At 58.0% G+C, this 15,673-nt stretch carries 16 protein-coding genes; 3 read left to right on the plus strand and 13 right to left on the minus strand.

The window, feature by feature from the left end; genetic code table 11:
• Positions 1-30: 30 nt before the first annotated feature.
• The 6 genes from JSY17_RS24495 to JSY17_RS24520 all read right to left on the minus strand — a co-directional run bounded on the left by JSY17_RS24495 (position 31) and on the right by JSY17_RS24520 (position 5,539).
• Positions 31-897 carry an ABC transporter permease gene (locus tag JSY17_RS24495; RefSeq protein ID WP_117163640.1) on the minus strand — a complete coding sequence of 289 codons (867 nt, stop codon included), beginning with the start codon at positions 895-897 and terminating at the stop codon, positions 31-33.
• A 41-nt stretch (positions 898-938) separates the two neighbouring features.
• Positions 939-1,820, minus strand: coding sequence for an ABC transporter ATP-binding protein (locus JSY17_RS24500; RefSeq protein ID WP_117163641.1), 882 nt, complete (start codon positions 1,818-1,820; stop codon positions 939-941).
• Positions 1,821-1,836: 16 nt separating this feature from the next.
• Positions 1,837-2,730, minus strand: a complete 894-nt coding sequence (locus tag JSY17_RS24505; protein WP_117182577.1) for a TauD/TfdA dioxygenase family protein — start codon at positions 2,728-2,730, stop codon at positions 1,837-1,839.
• Positions 2,731-2,923: 193 nt separating this feature from the next.
• A complete protein-coding gene (locus JSY17_RS24510; RefSeq protein ID WP_117182578.1) occupies positions 2,924-3,706 on the minus strand; it encodes a MetQ/NlpA family ABC transporter substrate-binding protein in 783 nt (260 codons plus the stop codon).
• 219 nt (positions 3,707-3,925) lie between these two features.
• Positions 3,926-4,858 carry a sigma 54-interacting transcriptional regulator gene (locus tag JSY17_RS24515; RefSeq protein WP_117163644.1) on the minus strand — a complete coding sequence of 311 codons (933 nt, stop codon included), beginning with the start codon at positions 4,856-4,858 and terminating at the stop codon, positions 3,926-3,928.
• 99 nt (positions 4,859-4,957) lie between these two features.
• A complete protein-coding gene (locus JSY17_RS24520; RefSeq protein WP_206403228.1) occupies positions 4,958-5,539 on the minus strand; it encodes an alpha/beta hydrolase in 582 nt (193 codons plus the stop codon).
• A 386-nt stretch (positions 5,540-5,925) separates the two neighbouring features.
• Between JSY17_RS24520 and JSY17_RS24525 the strand changes: the two genes are divergently transcribed.
• The gene (locus tag JSY17_RS24525) at positions 5,926-6,918 is read left to right on the plus strand and encodes an AraC family transcriptional regulator (protein WP_206403230.1); all 993 of its coding nucleotides are present in this window, start codon (positions 5,926-5,928) and stop codon (positions 6,916-6,918) included.
• A 241-nt stretch (positions 6,919-7,159) separates the two neighbouring features.
• Positions 7,160-7,855: an Abi family protein gene (locus JSY17_RS24530; protein ID WP_122372005.1), complete on the plus strand. Its 696-nt coding sequence runs from the start codon at positions 7,160-7,162 to the stop codon at positions 7,853-7,855.
• Here JSY17_RS24530 and JSY17_RS24535 read toward each other — a convergent pair.
• Positions 7,845-8,555 carry a Crp/Fnr family transcriptional regulator gene (locus JSY17_RS24535; protein WP_206403232.1) on the minus strand — a complete coding sequence of 237 codons (711 nt, stop codon included), beginning with the start codon at positions 8,553-8,555 and terminating at the stop codon, positions 7,845-7,847. The two genes, JSY17_RS24530 and JSY17_RS24535, sit on opposite strands and share 11 nt — an antisense overlap.
• 84 nt (positions 8,556-8,639) lie before the next feature.
• Here JSY17_RS24535 and JSY17_RS24540 point away from each other — a divergent pair, with 84 nt between their 5' ends.
• Positions 8,640-9,164 carry an Mpo1 family 2-hydroxy fatty acid dioxygenase gene (locus JSY17_RS24540; RefSeq protein WP_117185887.1) on the plus strand — a complete coding sequence of 175 codons (525 nt, stop codon included), beginning with the start codon at positions 8,640-8,642 and terminating at the stop codon, positions 9,162-9,164.
• Between the two features lie 131 nt (positions 9,165-9,295).
• Here JSY17_RS24540 and JSY17_RS24545 read toward each other — a convergent pair whose 3' ends face one another.
• The 6 genes from JSY17_RS24545 to dibA form a co-directional block, all read right to left on the minus strand.
• On the minus strand, positions 9,296-10,285 hold the full coding sequence (locus JSY17_RS24545) for a sulfate/molybdate ABC transporter ATP-binding protein (RefSeq protein WP_117163649.1): 990 nt from the start codon (positions 10,283-10,285) through the stop codon (positions 9,296-9,298).
• Between the two features lie 2 nt (positions 10,286-10,287).
• Positions 10,288-11,160, minus strand: a complete 873-nt coding sequence (gene cysW, locus JSY17_RS24550) for a sulfate ABC transporter permease subunit CysW (protein ID WP_117182584.1) — start codon at positions 11,158-11,160, stop codon at positions 10,288-10,290.
• 10 nt (positions 11,161-11,170) lie between these two features.
• Positions 11,171-11,992, minus strand: a complete 822-nt coding sequence (gene cysT, locus JSY17_RS24555; protein ID WP_117182585.1) for a sulfate ABC transporter permease subunit CysT — start codon at positions 11,990-11,992, stop codon at positions 11,171-11,173.
• A 104-nt stretch (positions 11,993-12,096) separates the two neighbouring features.
• Positions 12,097-13,104, minus strand: coding sequence for a sulfate ABC transporter substrate-binding protein (locus JSY17_RS24560; RefSeq protein ID WP_117182586.1), 1,008 nt, complete (start codon positions 13,102-13,104; stop codon positions 12,097-12,099).
• Between the two features lie 145 nt (positions 13,105-13,249).
• Entirely contained in the window at positions 13,250-13,432 is a 183-nt protein-coding gene (gene oscA / locus JSY17_RS24565; RefSeq protein ID WP_025258055.1) for a sulfur starvation response protein OscA, read from the minus strand.
• Between the two features lie 206 nt (positions 13,433-13,638).
• Positions 13,639-15,573 carry a phosphodiesterase DibA gene (gene dibA / locus JSY17_RS24570; RefSeq protein ID WP_200977097.1) on the minus strand — a complete coding sequence of 645 codons (1,935 nt, stop codon included), beginning with the start codon at positions 15,571-15,573 and terminating at the stop codon, positions 13,639-13,641.
• Positions 15,574-15,673: the final 100 nt, after the last annotated feature.

The following is a 15,673-nucleotide window of genomic DNA, read 5'->3' on the forward strand; positions in this document are numbered from 1 at the left end:
AGACGATAAGAAACCAAGCGTTCCATGCACTTAACGCTGCATGCCCCAGCGCTTGACCGTCAGGCGCTCGATGTTGGCAAACAGCAGGTTTTCCACCAGCAGGCCGATGAGAATCACCGCCGCCAGCCCTGCAAAAACCTTGTCGGTATACAGCTCGTTACGGTTCTGAAAGATGTACCAGCCCAGACCGCCCTTGCCCGAGGACGCGCCGAACACCAGTTCGGCCGCGATCAGGGTGCGCCAGGCGAAGGCCCAGCCGATTTTCAGGCCAGCGAGAATCGAAGGCAGCGCCGCCGGAATCAGGATGTGCCAGACAAAGCGCAACCCCTTGAGGCCATAGTTGCGACCGGCCATGCGCTGGGTTTCCGAAACCCCGAGAAACCCGGCATAGGTATTGAGCGCCAGCGCCCAGAGCACCGAATGCACCAGCACGAAGATCAGGCTGTTCTGCCCAAGGCCGAACCACAACAGCGCCAGCGGCAACAGGGCAATGGCAGGCAACGGATTGAACATCGCAGTCAGGGTGCTGAGCAGGTCACGGCCCAGTTGGGTCGAGACCGCCAGTGTGGTCAGGCCGAACGCGAGGACGATACCGATCAGATAACCCTGGATCAGTACCTTCAGGGAGATCCAGACCTTGCCGGGCAATTCACCGGTGATGATGCCGTCATAGAACGCCGTGGCAGTCTGCAGAAAGCCGGGCAACAGCAGGTCGTTGTTCTGGATGCGGGCGGCGACTTCCCAGAGCACGGCCAGCAGGACCATGATCAGGCTCTTGCGGACCCAGCCCCGTTGCCAGATGCGTTGGGCCAGAGGGATGTCGCGCACCAGATCCTTCTGGGTGAAGGGCTCCAGCGTGACTTCGTATTCTTCACGAACGGGGGGTGAAAGGCTCATGTCGGTTTCTCTGTGTTCAGGTCGAGGCGCTTGAGCAGGCCTCAATAAGCGATGCGGATATCCTGGAAATTCAGCTCGGACTCGGTCTGGCCGGCTTCACCTTCATCGAACAGCAGGCGATGGATACGCTGCGCGGTCTGCTGGAAACCGATGCCGCCAAGGCTTTTCAGGTCGTACTGATGGCTGTTGATTTCCGCCCGCACACGGCCCGGATGAGGGGACAGCAACAGGATGCGGTTGCCGACCACCAGCGCTTCTTCGATGGAGTGGGTCACGAACAGCAGCGTGAAACGCACTTCTTCCCACAGCTCCAGCAGCTCTTCCTGCATCTTGCGTCGGGTCAGCGCATCGAGGGCCGCGAAGGGCTCATCCATCAGCAGGATTTTCGGTTGCATCGCCAGGGCACGGGCTATCGCTACCCGGGCTTTCATGCCGCCGGACAGGGTGTGCGGGTAAGCGTCGGCAAAGGCACTGAGGCCAACCTTTTCCAGGTAGTAACGCGCACGCTCCAGGGCTTCGGGACGCTTTAGCGTGCGCGATGCCAGCAACGGGAATATCACGTTCTCGATCACGGTCTTCCAGGGCGGCAACTGGTCGAACTCCTGGAACACCACGATCCGGTCCGGGCCTGGCTCCTTGACCTGCACACCCGCCAGACGAATCTGTCCTTCGCTGGGCTGAATGAACCCGGCCACGGCCTTGAGCAAGGTGGACTTGCCGCAACCGGACGGGCCAAGCAGAACGAAGCGATCAGCCGGATCGACTTCAAAGCTGACTTGATGAGTAGCCCGCACTACCCGCTCGGGCGTGCGGTATTCAAGGCTCACGTCCTGAACCTTCAACAAGGCCTCAGTGGCATGCTGAGTGGCCTGTTGCGTGTTTGTACCTTCGCTAGCCGTATGGCTTTGCACGACAGCATTCATGACCAATTCCCCTGAATCAAAACGGCGCATCGCCTTGAATGGTGGTGCGATACAACTTGCGGCGCAGATGCGTCGGGCAACCGGCGGCCAGATGGATCAGGGAGCGGTTGTCCCAGAAGACCATGTCGTTGGGCTGCCACTGATGGCGATAGATGTGCTCGGGACGCACGCTATGGGCATAAATCTCGCTCAGAATCTGACGGCTTTCGTCCTCCGGCAGCCCCACGATGCGGGTGGTGAATCCCTCACTGACAAACAGCGCCTTGCGGCCGTTTTCCGGGTGAGTACGGACGATCGGATGAGTCACTTCCACAACCTGGGCCAGTTGCTCCGGGGTCAGAGTCGGGCGCCAGCTGGCTGCGTTATGCCCTTCGGCATAGCGGGCGGTGTAGCTGTGAACGGCGGAACGACCTTCGACCGCCTCGCGCAGATGCTGCGGCAGGGTTTCCCAGGCCAGGTGCATGTCAGCGAACAGGGTGTCACCGCCTTCGCTTGGCAGTTCCTGGGCGTACAGCATCGAGCCCAGGCTCGGCAGTTCCTTGTAGGACAGATCCGAATGCCAGTACTTGCCGGCATCCCCCAGCCCCACAGGCTGGCCGTTCTCGACAATGTTGGAGACGATCAGGATTTCCGGGTGGTTGGCCAGCAGGAACTGCTTGAGCACATGGATCTGCAACACACCGAAACGGCGGCTGAAATCGATCTGTTGCTGCGGGGTGATGTGCTGGTCGCGAAAGACGATCAGGTGGTAATCGAGATGCGCCTTGTGCACACGGGCAAAGTCGGCGTCATTGAGGGTTTTGGACAGATCCAGCCCGACGATTTCCGCGCCCACCTTGCCGGTGAGGGGACGCACCTCGAACTGTTGCTCGGCGGCTTGGGACGATGAAGCTAGGGCGGCTGCGGACATAGGGCTCCGACTCCAAAACATGTAGATGAATATAGAGACAGAACTTTATAGGCATAAGAAATTAAATTTAAATACCGTTATGGCATATGCATAGCGCGGAAAGAGCTAGGAGGCTTCGCGGCTGAAGCCGCTCCCACAGAGAACTCCGTGGAAGCGGCATCCGGAAAAGGTATTGACCCAATCCGCTCGACAATCAGAACGCCGGCAATACCGCGCCGTCGTACTTCTTGTTGATGAATTCCTTCACTTCAGGACTGGTCAGCGCCTTGGACAGCTTCTGGATAGCGTCGGTGTTGGCGTTATCTTCACGAGTCACCAGATAGTTCACGTAAGGCGAATCGGAGCCCTCGATAATCAACGCATCCTTGCGCGGGCTCAGCTTGGCTTCCAGCGCGTAGTTGGTGTTGATCAGCGCCAGGTCAACCTGGCTCAGAGAGCGCGGCAGCAAAGCCGATTCCAGTTCGCGGAACTTCAGTTTCTTCGGGTTGGTGGCGATGTCTTTTACCGTCGACAGGGCGTTGGTCGGGTCCTTGAGGGTAATCAGGCCACCCTTCTGCAGCAGAAGCAGTGCACGACCGCCGTTGCTGGCTTCGTTCGGAATGGCAACGGTTGCGCCTTCAGGCAGATCGGTCAGGCTCTTGTGCTTGGAGGAGTAAGCACCGAACGGTTCGACGTGAACGCCGACGCCGGTCACCAGCTTGGCGCCCTTGCCCTTGTTGAAGCCATCCAGGTAAGGCTTGGTCTGGAAGTAGTTGGCGTCCAGACGTTTCTCGTTGAGCTGCACGTTAGGTTGTACGTAGTCGGTGAAGACCTTGACTTCCAGATCCACGCCTTCCTTGGCCAGGGTTGGCTTGATCAGCTCCAGAATTTCAGCGTGTGGAACAGGGGTCGCGCCAACCACCAGTTTTTCACCAGCCTGAGCCAGGCCAATGGAAAGCGCAGCCGCCAGGGCGGTCAACAACAAGGTCTTTTTCATGCAATGTCCTTAGGAAATCAAAGTCGTGGAAACGACAGCTCACCAATGTGTTGCCCCTGATGCACAGGCTATCGGGGGCATGGAGCGGACATTACCGGGCTTTCTTATTCCTAGAAAAGATTTTTTTGCTAAGTCCTTATATCTGTTTGATTTCAACCATCGTATGGCACGCAAAAAAAACGCCCCTAAAGGGGCGCAGGGCAAAAACAGGGCTGACTTTCAGTCCTTGGACTGAATGCGCTCCAGCAAGCGTTTGACGGCCAGAAGCTGTTCTTCCTTGGCATCCACCAGTATCTGCCCCACCAGCCGCTCGACCTCAGCAACCGGATTGGTGCTTTGCGGCAGGTTCAGGTGTTCCGGCAGAATCTCTTCGCCACTGCTGACCAGCAAGGCAAAGTGAATGACGTTTTCCAGCTCCCGTGTATTGCCGGGCCAGCTATGGGCTTGCAGGGCATGCTGCGCTTCATCGCTGAGCAACTGCACCGGCAGGTTCAGGCGTTGGCTGTAGATGCCCACGAAGTACTCCGCCAACGGCAGGATATTACCGGGCTGTTCGCGCAAGGCCGGCAGATCGAGCCGTCCTTCGCTGAGGTAGTGGTAAAGCCGCTCGTGAAACTTACCGGCCTCCACGGCCTGGGCCAGATCGATACTGGTCGCAGCCACCAGACGCACATCCACGGGGCTTGGTTGATGGGCACCGACTCGGGTGACTTCATGGTTTTCCAGGGCCGACAGCAGCTTGATCTGAATCGGCAGCGGCAAGTCGCCGATTTCATCCAGATACAGAGTGCCGCCATTGGCCGATCCGAACCAGCCGGCACGGCTGCTCCCCGAAACGCTGTGTGCGCCTGCGGCATAGCCGAACAACTCTGCATCGGCGTAGGACGGGCTGATCGCACCGCAGTTGACCGACACGAACAGCCCGGAACGGTCACTGCCACGGTGAATGTGCCGCGCCAGCAGTTCCTTGCCGGTGCCGGACTCGCCGCGAATCAGCACCGGCAGCGAGCGAGGGGCCAACTGTTCCATTTCTTCGCGCAACTGACGAGAACGCGGGTCGATGAAAACCAGTGCTTTGGCGCGGATGCTGAGGGGACTCTTGTCCGCTTCAGGGAAGGTCAGCAAGGGCTGACCGAAATTCTCAAGGCTCATGACAAACTCCCGCCTGAGCCCTTGCCAGACTCAAGCGTTAAAAACAGGCAGACCCGAAATGGCCCGACGAAAATAGGGTATGGCCGCCAGGGTATGAACTCATGCCCGACGACGTGCGTGCTGTTCCAAGCGGTTTTGCAGGCGGTACAGGTAAGCGAAACCCTGCTCCCAGCGTTGATGGCCCGACTTGACGTTGATATGCCCCGCCTGACTCAGGAAACCCACTTCGGCCCCCCAGTTGCGGGCCATTTCCATGGCGCGCTGTGAGCTGACAGCCGGGTCGTTATCCGAACTGACAATCTGCGTCGGAAACGGCAGGAGGTCCTGAGGAATAGGTGAAAAATTGCGCAATGCAGGAGGGCAGTTGGGGCGCTCGACATCGGCAGGAGCCACCAGCAACGCGCCATGCACCTGACGCAAGGACTCCAGCGGAGCCAGTTGCGCCCAATGCGCAACCGTGATGCAGCCCAGGCTATGAGCGATCAGGATCACCGGCGTGTCCTGTGCGGAAATCATGCGCTGCAACTCGCCAATCCAGTCCTCACGGCGCGGCTTGAGCCAATCGTACTGCTCGACGCGCGCACTGTTGGGAAGACTGGCCTGCCAGTGACTTTGCCAATGATCCTCAGGCGACCCTTGCCAGCCTGGCACGATCAGGTAACGAATCGACTCGTTGTGCATGGGGTCGCCTCCTGCATATGGGCATTCATGAAACGAGTATAGGGAGGAAACTTATATCCGATAAGGAATAAGTAGCTATTTATTAATGCAAATAAAGAATATAGGCATAGAAAAAAAAGGAACCGCCCCCCTGTCTCAAGGACGATCCCTCTAAAAATCGCTTTCAGGAAGGAAGATAAACCAGCCGGGTTACAGCAAAGCTACAGAAAGCGTGAACATGCCCAACGCTTCATATGGCCCGTTATGCATTCAGTCAGCCAGCACTTGCACAAGTGTCATAAATGCTTCCATGCTCTGACATCGGTATCGGGCAAAGGAGTTGCCATCGATACCTGTCGGCACCGACCGATCTTGAGCAGCAATAGATGACAGGAAGGGTCTTTCATATGCCCGAGTCAAACAGCTTTGCCACCTGGACCCGCGCATTGCGCAAACAACTCGATGTTCTGGGCCTGGACAGCTTTGCGCTGTGCAAGGAAGCAGGACTTGATCCCCACCTCATTGACACTCCCAACGCCGAGTATTCGCCCGTCGCAACACACCGGCTCTGGCAACTGGCGGTTCAGGCCAGTCAGGATCAGGCGCTGGGCTTGCGGGTCTCGCGCTTCGTCAGCCCGACCACCTTTCATGCACTGGGCTACACCCTGGTGGCCAGCGAGTCCTTGCGGGAAGTATTCGAACGTATCGTGCGCTACCACTCGATGGCCGATGACGCGCTGGCCCTGAGCTTCAAGCGGGTCGATGAACACTATGAGCTGCGCTTCAATGCACCGGCAGATACTCCGGCACCTGCCCATGAAGTGCTGGATGCCTTTGCCGCCATTTATGTACGCACCTGCCGTAACCGGCTGGGACGCAGCTATGCACCGCTGAGCGTCCACCTGCAGCGGCCCGCCCCCGCCAATCCTCAACCCTGGCAGGACTTCTTCCGTGCGCGGCTGTACTTCTCGGCAACAGAAAACCTGCTGACATTCGCGTGCGCCGACTTCGACTGCCATCTGGACGACAACCCCTCGCAACTGAGCGAGCAATCCCACAACGGCGAACAACTCCAGCCACTGATCTGGGAGCAGCGCGTGCGCTCGGCCATCGAGAACCTGCTGCCCGAAGGTGAACCCTCGGCCGAAAGCATTGCCCAGGCCTTGAACCTGAGCCCGCGCAGCCTGCAACGGCACCTGGCCGACGAAGGCTGCCGTTATGACCTGTTGCTCAAGCAATGTCGCCAGAACCTGGCGCTGCTGCACATGAGCGACCCACAGGTTTCCCTGAGCGAAGCCGCCTACCTGCTGGGCTTTGCCGATATCGACAGCCTGAACCGCGCCTTCAAACGCTGGACAGGACAAACGCCGGAGCAGTATCGAAATGAGTTGGCGAGGTGATATCAGATTCCAATCACCTGCATGCGGCTGCTCAGCCAAATGAAAAAATCCTGAAAGTCCCACAATTCCCACACAGCGATAAGGCGTGGAGACCTTGAAAACCTGGTGGTAAATTCAGCGCCGAAAACGAAAAAACCCACCGAGAGGTGGGTCTTTCGTGAACTACTTTCATATGTCCGCGGGTGGAGGCTTTCGCCCTCGTTTCCCTCGGCTAGTGAACGAAATATAAGGATATTCACCGTTGTCGTCAACGCTTGCTCAACCTGTCGCGCCAGCTATCCGCCTCGCTTTGTCACCGGCAAGATTTGCAACCTACGAGGCCGCAGCTGTGGCAGCAGGACTCTCCTGCGAGGATGCAGTAAGACTCTACGCATGGAACGCTCACGTTTCTGGCTCCTTACTGACCCCACTCCACATTTGCGAGGTAGCTGTACGCAATGCTGTATCGGATGCGCTCAAGTTGGTTTATGGGGACCATTGGCCTTGGGACAAAAACTTTGAAAACAGTCTTCCTGTCTCCAAAGGATACGGTTACCAGCAACGCCAAGACCTGATTGACACCCGTAACCGCTTTCGCACCACGGATCGCATTGTTGTCGAGCTCAAATTCGTGTTCTGGGAAAAGATGTTTACGAGCCGCCATGATCAGCGGATCTGGAATACTCACCTCTTTTCCCTGTTCCCGAACCTGGACCCGACAAAAACGGTATCGGCTCACAGACTGAGGCTGGCAACAGATCTGGAAGCAATACGCTTGCTACGCAACCGAATTGCGCACCATGAGCCAATATTCAGACGAAACCTGATCGACGAATTCTCAAAGGTACATGGTCTGGTGGAAGCCCGATGCCTGGTATCGGCTTCCTGGATGATGAGTGAACAGCGGGCTCTTGCCGCGATCCAGGCAAAACCGTTTTCGACTTGTATCAGCCCATAACCCTGGCCCGCGAGAAATTGGCAACCTTGCGCAGCGCGACCACATCGAAGACTTCCACCTGTTCGTCGCCAAGGCGCACGATCTTGCGCTGATGCAGATCGTCGAGGGCTTCAAGGACGTCAGGCCGGGACAGCGACAAGGTGTTCGTGGCCAGGATGTCGTCCAGCGTGGCAAGGCGTCGTGCATGACTCAAATGGCCATAGCCTTCACACAGCAACAACAGGCGCCAGGCCACTCTGGCCCTGGCAGGCAATTGCTGCATTTTTTCGGCACCGGGCAAGGCCAGGCCCAGTTTATGGCTGAGCAATGCCTCGAAATAACGCCAGTGCTGCGGGTTCTTTTCCAGCCACTGGACGAGGGTTTCATGGGGGATCTGCAGGAAGATCGTCTGATCCACCGAATAGGCATCCAGCATGCGGGGCATGCCGTCGAACAGCGAAACCTCGCCAAACCAGTAAGGCGGCCTGACCTCCTTGAGCCGGGGCGTCAGACGCTGTTCGTCAATGCCGCCCATGCGCACAGAGCCTTCGAGCAGGACATAAAGCCCGCACGGAGGGTCGCCTTTTTCGAACAGCAGTTTGCCGGGTGTCTTGCGCCGCTGCCGAGCGGCGTCAAGCAGGCTATCCTGCAAGTCGGCAGGTAAATAGGTAAACCAGTAATCGGACAGTAATCTTGACCGCCATCCCGCTCCATTTGTCATATTTGCTCCCTGTTTTTCCAAACGCTCGTATTGCAAAAGCGATACGGTAGCCCAACCCGATAATCGTCTCAGGCAGGAATAATAATGAAAAACCTTGTCGATCATCTCAGCCAGTACGCGGCGTATCACCGTGATTCACGCAATATCGTGACCCACTTCGTGGGAATCCCTCTGATCGTGCTGGCTGTGGCGGTATTGCTGTCGCGCCCGGGCTGGGACGTGAGCGGGTTCTGGTTATCGCCTGCGGCGCTTGTGGCGCTGGCCTCGACCGTGTTCTATCTCAAGCTGGATCGGGCGCTGGGGCTGGTGATGGCCGTGATGCTCGGGCTTTGCATCTGGGCAGGCGCGAACCTGGCGCAGCAGACCACCATGGTCTGGCTGAGTGCGGGTGTCGGGCTGTTTGTGATCGGCTGGATTATCCAGTTCATCGGCCATTACTACGAAGGCCGCAAGCCGGCATTCGTCGACGACGTCATGGGCCTGATCATCGGGCCATTGTTCGTGGTGGCGGAACTGGCATTTCTGATGGGGATGCGCAAGCCGTTGCAGCATGCCATCGAAGAGCGTTCGGGACCGGTTCGTCGCAATACACCGAAAACCGCGGTGTAACACTGTAGGAGGCAGCTTGCTGGCGACAACGGTGAAGTCGCCAGCAAGCTGCCTCCTACAGTCCTCTGACGGACTAGCAATGCAGACAGAGCAAATTCATTCGCGAATGAATTCGCTCCTGCAAGCCTGTGCTAGACGCCCGAAATCTTCTGCCAGACCTTCGGCTTGAAGAACAGCGTCTCGCCTCGTGCCAGGCCTACCAGGCTGTCGTGATCCTTCACCACTTCGACTTCGATCAGATCGCTCTGGCCTTCAGCCTTGAGGGTCACGCGCGTGGTAGCGCCCAACGGACGGATATCGCGGACTTCTGCAGCGTGGTGGTCTTCCAGTTCCTGACGCGACAGCGATACTTCGTGAGGACGGAACAGCACATGACCGTCGTCGCCCAGGCTCAGGCGGTTCGAGTCGCCCAGGAAGTGATAGACGAAGTCGTTGGACGGAGCCTCGTACACTTCGCCCGGCGAGCCGATCTGCTCGATCACGCCCTTGTTCATCACCACGATACGGTCTGCCACTTCCATGGCCTCTTCCTGGTCGTGGGTCACGAACACCGACGTCAGGTTGATGTCTTCGTGCAGACGCGCCAGCCAGCGGCGCAGTTCCTTGCGGACCTTGGCATCCAGCGCACCGAAAGGCTCATCCAGCAACAACACCTTGGGCTCCACGGCCAAGGCACGCGCCAGAGCGATACGCTGACGCTGACCACCGGAAAGCTGCTCGGGATAGCGGTCTGCCAGCCAGTCCAGTTGCACCATGTTCAACAGCTCATGAACCTTGGCGGCGATCTGGGTTTCGTTGGGGCGCTGATTCTTGGGCTTCATGCGCAAGCCAAAGGCCACGTTGTCGAACACCGTCATATGACGGAACAGCGCGTAGTGCTGGAAAACGAACCCGACATTGCGATCACGCACATCGTGACCGGAGACATCCTCACCGTGGAACACGATGCTGCCTGCATCCGGGGTTTCCAGACCGGCAATGATGCGCAGCAAGGTGGTCTTGCCGCAGCCTGACGGGCCGAGCAAGGCAACCAGCTCGCCACTCTGGATATCCAGATTGATAGCGTTCAGGGCCTTGAAGGCGTTGAAGTTCTTGCTGACGTTACGGACTTCGATCGACATGATTATTCCTCCGCCGCGCTTTGGCGCAGACGGTTAATGCGGGATTCGCTCCACTGCTTGAGCAGCAGGATGAACAGCGCCAGGATCAGCAACAGGCTCGCCACGGCAAAGGCTGCCACGTGGTTGTACTCGTTGTAGAGGATTTCGACGTGCAGCGGCAGGGTATTGGTGACGCCGCGGATGTGGCCGGACACCACCGACACCGCGCCGAATTCACCCATGGCCCGTGCGGTACAGAGCACCACGCCGTAGATCAGACCCCATTTGATATTGGGCACCGTGACGTGCCAGAACATTTGCCAGCCATTGGCGCCCAGAAGACGTGCAGCCTCTTCTTCCTGGGTGCCCTGCTCCTGCATCAGCGGGATCAGTTCGCGGGCCACGAAAGGCACGGTCACGAAAATGGTCGCCAGCACAATGCCCGGCAAGGCAAAGACGATCTGGATGTCGTGATCCTGCAACCATGGCCCGAACAGGCCCTGGGCACCGAACATCAGCACATAGACCAGACCGGCGATGACCGGCGATACCGAGAACGGCAGGTCGATCAGGGTCACCAGAATGCTCTTGCCGCGGAATGAGTACTTGCTCACGCACCAGGCGGCGCTGACACCGAAGATCAGGTTGAGCGGCACCGAAATCAACACCGCAATCACCGTCAGCTTGAGTGCCGACAGTGCATCGGGCTCGAGAATCGCGGAGAAGAACGCACCCAGACCGTTTTTCAGCCCCTGGGACACCACGATGAACAGCGGCAACCCCAGAAACAGGGCGAAGATCAGCCAGCCAAGGCCGATCAGGACCCGACGTGCGGTTGAGTTGCCACGGCGTGCAGCGTTGGCATCGGCGGCGGCAGAAACAGATGAATAAGACATGCGCGCCTCCTCAGGATGGGGTTTCGATACGTCGCTGCAACAAGTTGATCAGCAGCAACAGAATGAAGGAAACCACCAGCATCATCACGCCGATAGCCGTAGCGCCGGTGTAGTCGTACTGGTCGAGCTTGACCATGATCAACAGCGGCAGGATTTCGGTTTTCATCGGCATGTTACCGGCGATGAAGATCACCGAGCCGTACTCCCCGACACCCCGGGCGAAAGCCAGCGCAAACCCGGTCAGCCACGCCGGCAACAAGGCAGGCACCAGAATGTAGCGGAACACCTGCAGCGGGCGAGCGCCCAGGCAGGCAGCCGCCTCTTCGACCTCACGCGGGATGTCGGCCAGCACCGGCTGCACGGTACGCACCACAAACGGCATGGTCACGAACGTCAGCGCCAGGGTGATACCCAGAGGGGTGTAGGCGATCTTGAAACCCAGATCGGTGGCGAACTGCCCGACCAGACCATTGGGTGCGTAAAGCGCGGTCAGCGCGATACCGGCAACGGCGGTTGGCAGAGCGAACGGAAGATCGATCATCGCATCGATGATCTTGCGGCCCGGGAAGGTATAACGCACCAGCACCCAGGCCAGCAGCGTACCGATAACGCCATTGATCAGGGCTGCGTAGAACGCGGTACCGAAACTCAGCTTCAAGGCAGCGATCACGCGCGGAGCGGTGATGATGTTCCAGAACTGATCCCAGGTGAGCTGCGCGGCATGAAAAAACATGGCCGCCAGCGGTATGAGCACAATGAGACTGAGGTACACCAAGGTGTAGCCCAGCGTCAGCCCGAAGCCGGGTATGACGGGGGAGATACGACGCGACATAAAAGTCCTTGGTTGCGCTTGCACAAAGCCCGGAAACGAATCCGGGCTAATGAACGTGTCCTGGGCGGCATGCCTTATCGGGCAATACCGCCTGGCTGCACAGGTTACTGCGCTTGGTAAATCTGGTCGAACACACCGCCGTCATTGAAAAATTTCGGCTGCGCAGTTTTCCAGCCGCCAAAGTCTTTGTCGATAGTTACCAGCTCCAGTTTCGGGAATTGCTTCTCGTATTTGGCGGCAACTTCCGGATCACGCGGACGATAGAAGTTCTTGGCTGCGATTTCCTGACCGGCCTTGCTGTACAGGTGCTTCAGGTATTCGGTGGCGATTTCGGTGTTGCCTTTCTTCTCGGCGTTCTTGTCGACGACCGCAACAGGCGGCTCGGCCAGGATCGACAGGGAAGGCACGACGATATCGAACTTGTCGTTGCCGCCGTCTTCCTTCAGCGCCAGGAATGCTTCGTTTTCCCAGGCCAGCAACACGTCACCCTGACCGTTGTTGACGAAGGTAATGGTCGAACCGCGAGCGCCGGTGTCCAGGATCGGTACGTGTTTGAACAGAGTCTGCACGTATTCCTTGGCCTTGGCTTCGCTGCCGCCGGACTTCAGGCCATAGGCCCAGGCTGCCAGGAAGTTCCAGCGCGCACCGCCGCTGGTCTTGGGGTTCGGCGTAATGACCGAAACGCCCGGCTTGATCAGGTCGCCCCAGTCCTTGATGCCTTTAGGGTTGCCCTTGCGCACCAGGAACACGATGGTCGACGTGTAAGGGGTACTGGCATCCGGCAGGCGAGTCTGCCAGTTCTCAGGCAATGTCTTGCCCAGCTTGGCGATTTCGTCGATGTCGCCGGCCAGGGCCAGGGTCACGACGTCGGCGCGCAGACCGTCGATGACCGCACGGCCCTGCTTGCCCGAACCACCATGGGACTGCTTGACGGTAACGGTGTCGTCCGGATGAGCCTTTTTCCAGTAGCTGGCGAACTCTGCGTTGTACTCCTGATACAGCTCGCGTGTCGGATCATAGGACACGTTGAGCAATTCATAATCCTTTGCAACAGCGGAACCTGCAAAAACAGCGCTGGCCAGAGCAGCCAAGGCGAAACGGCGAATTGACATAAGGTGGAGCTCCTGGAAATTCTAAGTGTTGGCTTTTTTTGATTCTTCTTGGCGCTTCAAAACCGCATTCGGAATGGAGCGCTGCTGTTCACGGGTGTATCAGGAGTCAAAGTGAAGCCCTCCGGTTAACCAGTCGGGTGTGCAGTCAGCTCGGCTTGGCGCCGGAGTTCTGCAGACGAAACTTTTCCTTACGCTCGATCTGAACCACTTGCGCGTTGTGCACGGTAATTTCGACGGCGCCAAAACGCAGGTCACGCAGCGCACTCTGAATTTCACGCAGAATTGCTGCTTCGTCCTGACCGTCAACACTACGTAGAGATGCGCTCATAATCGTATTCCTTGAAATTTGAGAGGCCTGCCTGTCGCGACTGGGGGCGACGGCTTGTGGCGGTGAGGCAATATTAGATAGGCAGAGTTATTCTTAAAAAGACTATTTAAGAATGCAGATATAACCAAAAGTCATTTGGCATTGCAGCATGCAGCCGGAGCGCATTGCACGCCCCGGCCGGCCTGGCTTTCACAGGCAAAAATCATTCAGATAACGGGCTGGCGAAAGTCCGGTGCTCGCAACCAATCGATCTTTTCAGCAGGCATCGGACGAGCGAACCAGTAGCCCTGACCAAGCTGGCAACCGTTTTCCAGAAGAAACCCCGCCTGCTCGGCATGCTCGATCCCTTCGGCCAGAACCCGCATGCCCATGCTCCGGGCCAGGGCAATGATGATGCGCACAATCGCGATATCGTCATCATCGACCGGCAAACCGGCAACGAAGCCCTGATCGATTTTCAGCTTCTGCACCGGCATGCGCTTGAGTCGCAGCAGCGATGAATAACCCGTACCGAAATCATCGATGGCCAGGCTCAGGCCCAGATTGCGCAACCGATGCAGTTGTTCGATGGCCTGCTCGGGGTCGTCCATCACCGCACTTTCGGTGACTTCCAGTTCCAGAAACGCAGGATCCAGGCCGGTCTCACGCAGCACCTGAGCCACTTGCAGGTCCAGATCACCATGACTGAACAGCCGGCTGGATATATTCACCGCGACAAATGACAGATTGACGCCCTCCTCCAGCCAGGCGCGCATCTGCCGGCAGGCCGTGCTCAGGACCCAGGCATCGATATCGGCGATCAGCCCGCTCTGCTCGGCAATCGGAATGAATTCTCCCGGCGAAACCATGCCGCGCCTTGGATGCTCCCAGCGCACCAGGGCTTCAACACCCTTGATATGGCTGTTCTGCAGGTCATGAATCGGCTGGTAGAACACCCTCAATTCCTGCTGCTCGATGGCCCGGTGCAACTCACTGGCCAGTTCAACCCGCTGCTGGGCATGCGCCGTAAGCTCTTCGGTGTACAGCGCATAACCTTCGCGCCCGTCGCTCTTGGCCTTGAACAGAGCGGAATCTGCGTTGCGCAACAACTGCACGACTGTCGACGCATCGCCGGGAAACAGGCTGATACCGATACTGGCGGTCATGAACAATTCATGCTCGTCGAGCAGAAAAGGCTTCTTGAAACTGTCGATGATCTGCTGGGCCAGGGCGGCAGCCTGTACGGTCTGCTGGCAGTTTTTCACCAGCAGCGCAAACTCGTCGCCGCCCAGCCGCGCCAGGGTCAGTTCACTGTCGAACAGGCCCTTCAGACGCTCGGCCACCGCCTTGAGCACCTGGTCGCCTACACTGTGGCCCAGGCTGTCATTGATGTTCTTGAAGTGGTCCAGGTCGATAAGCAGCAAGGCACAACCGCGCTTGCTGGAGCGGGCATGCGCCAGCGCCTGAGTGGCGCGGTCAGTGAACAGCAGCCGATTCGGCAGGTCTGTCAGGGCATCGTAATGAGCCAGTTGGGCCAGTTCCTGCTCGGAACGCTTGATGGCCGTAATGTCCGAGAATACCGCCACGAAGTGCCTGATCTGGCCATCCTGGTCCTTGATGCCACGAATGCTCTGCCATTGTGGATAAATGTCGCCGCTCTTGCGCCGGTTCCAGATCTCGCCGCTCCATTGCCCGGCACTGAGAATGGAGCGATACATCTGCCGGTAGAACTCGGGGCCATGGCGACCGGACTTGAATTTGCTCGGGTTGAAGCCCAGCACTTCATCGGCCTGATAACCGGTGATTTCCATGAAGGCGCGGTTCACATGAACGATCAAGCCCTTCTCATCGGTCACCAATACCCCTTCGCGGGTGCTGTCGAACACTGCCGAGGCCAACCGCAGGCGCTCCTGATCTTCCTCCTGCTGACGGCGTAGCTGTGCATCGACGCCCATGAACCTGAGCAATCGCCCACGAGCGATGAAAATCATGACCGTGCTGAGCACTATCCAGAGATAACCGCCCATCTGCTGCCAGAAGGCCAATTCAGCCGGTTCTTCGATCCAATATGGCAACAGCTCATCGCACGCCACAAACCACAAAACAGAGGACACCCCGTACAAAAGAGCGGTCCGCAGGGCTTCCCAAGAAGAATTGTTCATAAGAATGCATAAAGCCTTACAAAATGACCGGATTATAAATCAAGAAACATCCTGCGACTCTTATCTAAAAGAGCGACTGGTTTTCTGTGAAGGCTAAGTG

The sequence above is a fragment of the Pseudomonas capsici genome (genome assembly GCF_017165765.1).
In the GTDB taxonomy this organism is placed as follows: Bacteria; Pseudomonadota; Gammaproteobacteria; order Pseudomonadales; family Pseudomonadaceae; genus Aquipseudomonas; species Aquipseudomonas capsici.

Bases quoted from the DNA above. Each gene is read 5' to 3' on its own strand.
- JSY17_RS24520 (WP_206403228.1), bottom strand. From the start codon at position 5,539: ATGCACAACGAGTCGATTCGTTACCTGATCGTGCCAGGCTGGCAAGGG.
- JSY17_RS24515 (WP_117163644.1), bottom strand. From the start codon at position 4,858: ATGAGCCTTGAGAATTTCGGTCAGCCCTTGCTGACCTTCCCTGAAGCG.
- JSY17_RS24545 (WP_117163649.1), bottom strand. From the start codon at position 10,285: ATGTCGATCGAAGTCCGTAACGTCAGCAAGAACTTCAACGCCTTCAAG.
- dibA (WP_200977097.1), bottom strand. From the start codon at position 15,573: ATGAACAATTCTTCTTGGGAAGCCCTGCGGACCGCTCTTTTGTACGGG.
- cysT (WP_117182585.1), bottom strand. From the start codon at position 11,992: ATGTCGCGTCGTATCTCCCCCGTCATACCCGGCTTCGGGCTGACGCTG.
- JSY17_RS24495 (WP_117163640.1), bottom strand. From the start codon at position 897: ATGAGCCTTTCACCCCCCGTTCGTGAAGAATACGAAGTCACGCTGGAG.
- JSY17_RS24500 (WP_117163641.1), bottom strand. From the start codon at position 1,820: ATGAATGCTGTCGTGCAAAGCCATACGGCTAGCGAAGGTACAAACACG.
- JSY17_RS24535 (WP_206403232.1), bottom strand. From the start codon at position 8,555: ATGACAAATGGAGCGGGATGGCGGTCAAGATTACTGTCCGATTACTGG.
- cysW (WP_117182584.1), bottom strand. From the start codon at position 11,160: ATGTCTTATTCATCTGTTTCTGCCGCCGCCGATGCCAACGCTGCACGC.
- JSY17_RS24510 (WP_117182578.1), bottom strand. From the start codon at position 3,706: ATGAAAAAGACCTTGTTGTTGACCGCCCTGGCGGCTGCGCTTTCCATT.
- JSY17_RS24505 (WP_117182577.1), bottom strand. From the start codon at position 2,730: ATGTCCGCAGCCGCCCTAGCTTCATCGTCCCAAGCCGCCGAGCAACAG.
- JSY17_RS24540 (WP_117185887.1), top strand. From the start codon at position 8,640: ATGAAAAACCTTGTCGATCATCTCAGCCAGTACGCGGCGTATCACCGT.
- oscA (WP_025258055.1), bottom strand. From the start codon at position 13,432: ATGAGCGCATCTCTACGTAGTGTTGACGGTCAGGACGAAGCAGCAATT.
- JSY17_RS24560 (WP_117182586.1), bottom strand. From the start codon at position 13,104: ATGTCAATTCGCCGTTTCGCCTTGGCTGCTCTGGCCAGCGCTGTTTTT.
- JSY17_RS24525 (WP_206403230.1), top strand. From the start codon at position 5,926: ATGCCCGAGTCAAACAGCTTTGCCACCTGGACCCGCGCATTGCGCAAA.